The sequence below is a fragment of the Actinosynnema sp. NPDC059335 genome (genome assembly GCF_042752395.1).
GTDB lineage: Bacteria > Actinomycetota > Actinomycetes > Mycobacteriales > Pseudonocardiaceae > Actinosynnema.
The window spans coordinates 1-2,277 of record NZ_JBHYXZ010000318.1 but is presented as its reverse complement, the minus strand read 5'-3'; the positions used below and the strand labels follow the sequence as shown (position 1 = coordinate 2,277).

Genomic DNA, 2,277 nt, shown 5'->3' with positions numbered 1-2,277 from the left:
CCGTGGCGCAGCTCGCGGCCCGGCTCGACGACCGGTTCCGGCTGCTCACCGGCGGCAGCCGCACCGCGATGCCGCGGCACCAGACGTTGCGCGCGGTGGTGGCGTGGAGCTGGGACCTGCTGTCGGAGCCGGAACGCGACTTCGCCGAGCGGCTCGCCGTGTTCCCCGGCGGGTTCGACCTGGAGGCCGCCGAACGGCTCGCCGGCGACGACGCGTTCGACCTGCTCGCCGCGCTCGTCGACAAGTCGCTGGCGCAGGTCGTGGACGGCGGGCGCTACCGGATGCTGGAGACGATCCGCGAGTTCTGCCTGGAACGGCTCGCCGAGGGCGGCCGGGTCGCCGCGGCCAGGGCCGAGCACGCCGCGCACTTCCTCCACCTGGCCGAGACCGCCGAACCGCACCTGCGCGGCAAGGACCAGCTGACCTGGATCGCCCGGCTGGAGGCCGAGCGGGACAACCTGGTCGCCGCCCTGCACTTCGCCGCCGACCGCGGCGACGCGGACACCGCCGTGCGGCTGGCCGCCGCGATGAGCATGTTCTGGACCATGCGCGGCAACCGCGCCGAGTCCGTGCCCTGGCTGCGCCTCGCGCTGGCCGTGCCGGGCGACGCGCCCGCCACCGCCCGCCAGGTCGTGTCCGCGTTCCTGCTGGTGAACAACGCGGTCACGGGCGGCTCCGAGAGCCTCGACGAGCACATCGCCCGGCTCGCCGCGCTGGCCGCCGAGTCCACCGGCGAACACCCGGTGCTGGTGCTGCTGGAACCGATGCTGGGCCTCTTCCTGGACGACGCCGAGCGGGCGTTGGCGGCGGTGGACCGGCGGCTGGACGCGCCGGACCCGTGGACGCGGGCCGTGCTGTGGATGGTGCGCGGCGCGGTGCGCGAGAACCAGGGCGACCTGCTCGGCGCGCGGGACGACATGACGACCGCGATCGCCGGGCTGCGCGAGGTGGGCGACCGGTTCGCGCTGGCGCAGGCGTTGACCGGGGTGGCGGACGCGCACCTCGCGTTCGGCGAGCCGGAACAGGCGCTCGCGGCGTTGGAGGAGTCGGTCCGGCTGATCGGCCGACTGGACCCCGACGACGACACCGCGCACGAGCGCATCCTGATGGCCCTCGCGCGCATGCAGTTGGGCGACTTCGACCGGGCGCGGGCGGGGTGCCTGGCGCTGACCCGGTCGTCGCCGCACCCGTGGTCGGCCCGCGGCGTCGCGTTCGCCCGGCTCGTGCTGGGCGACCTCGCCCGGTACGACGGCGACCTGGTGGACGCCGAACGGCAGTACGAGGCGGCGGTCGAGTCCGTCGTGGACGACCCGGTGTCGGCCCCGCGGTTCCGGGCGCGGGTCCTGGCGTCCCGCGCGCACCTCGCGGTGGAACGGGGTGAGCCGGAGGCGGCGGCCGATGCCCTCCGCGAAGCTGTGGACCTCGCGCTGACGGCCAAGGACATGCCGGTGCTCGCCCGGATCGCGGTGGCCGAGGCGGCCTGGCACGCCCACCGCGGCGACCCGGCCCGCGGCGTGAAGGCGCTCGGGGCCGGCGAGCAGCTGCGCGGCGCGCCGGAAGCCCGTGACCCGGAGGTGGCGCGGCTGACCGCCCGGCTGCGCGCCGACGTGGGCGACGCCACCTTCGACCTCGCCTACGCCTCGGGCGTCGCCCTCGACCGCGCCGACGCCCTCGCCCTGGTCCGCGCGATCCCCTGACGCGCCTTCCGCGCACCACGACGGCCGCGACACGGGGTGGGCTCGTCCGGCCGGATCCCGGTACCGGCTGCGGTCGGCCCCATGCGGGTGGCGCAGCAGTTCCTGGCCGCCCTGGCCCGTGACCGGGACGGCCCGCTCACCGCGCTGAAGGACCACCTCGACGGCGGCGCGCCCGCCGAACCGAACCGGAGGACGCCATGACCGACGACAGCTACCTCACCACCCTGACCGTCGACCAAACGCCCGCGGAGGTCTACGCCGCCGTCCTCGACGTGCGCGGCTGGTGGTCGGAGGAGATCGAGGGCGGGGCGGACCGGCTCGGGGCCGAGTTCGCCTACCGCAACACGAGCCTGCGCGACCTGATCACCAAGGGCGCGGGGTGGCCGAACTGCGGCGACCGCGCGCACGTGCCCGCCCGCACCTCGGGCTGAGCCGCCCTCGCTCGGCTCCAACCGTTCCCGGTCGGGGCGGTGCGGCGCCCCCCCGGGGGTGGCCGCGCCCCCCCCCGGGGCGGCCGGGGCGGGGGGGGGGCGGCGGGGGCGGCGCGCGCCCGCCCCGCCCCGGGCCGCGGGCGCCGCCC

At 77.3% G+C, this 2,277-nt stretch carries 2 protein-coding genes; both read left to right on the top strand.

Annotated elements, in window-relative coordinates; all coding sequences use genetic code 11:
* A partial coding sequence (locus ACFXGA_RS40135; RefSeq protein WP_378098453.1) for an ATP-binding protein occupies nucleotides 1–1,697 on the top strand: 1,697 nt, incomplete at its 5' end.
* Nucleotides 1,698–1,894: 197 nt separating this feature from the next.
* The gene (locus ACFXGA_RS40130) at nucleotides 1,895–2,128 is read left to right on the top strand and encodes a hypothetical protein (RefSeq protein ID WP_378098450.1); all 234 of its coding nucleotides are present in this window, start codon (nucleotides 1,895–1,897) and stop codon (nucleotides 2,126–2,128) included.
* Nucleotides 2,129–2,277 lie beyond the last annotated feature (149 nt).

Bases quoted from the DNA above. Each gene is read 5' to 3' on its own strand.
- ACFXGA_RS40130 (WP_378098450.1), top strand. From the start codon at position 1,895: ATGACCGACGACAGCTACCTCACCACCCTGACCGTCGACCAAACGCCC.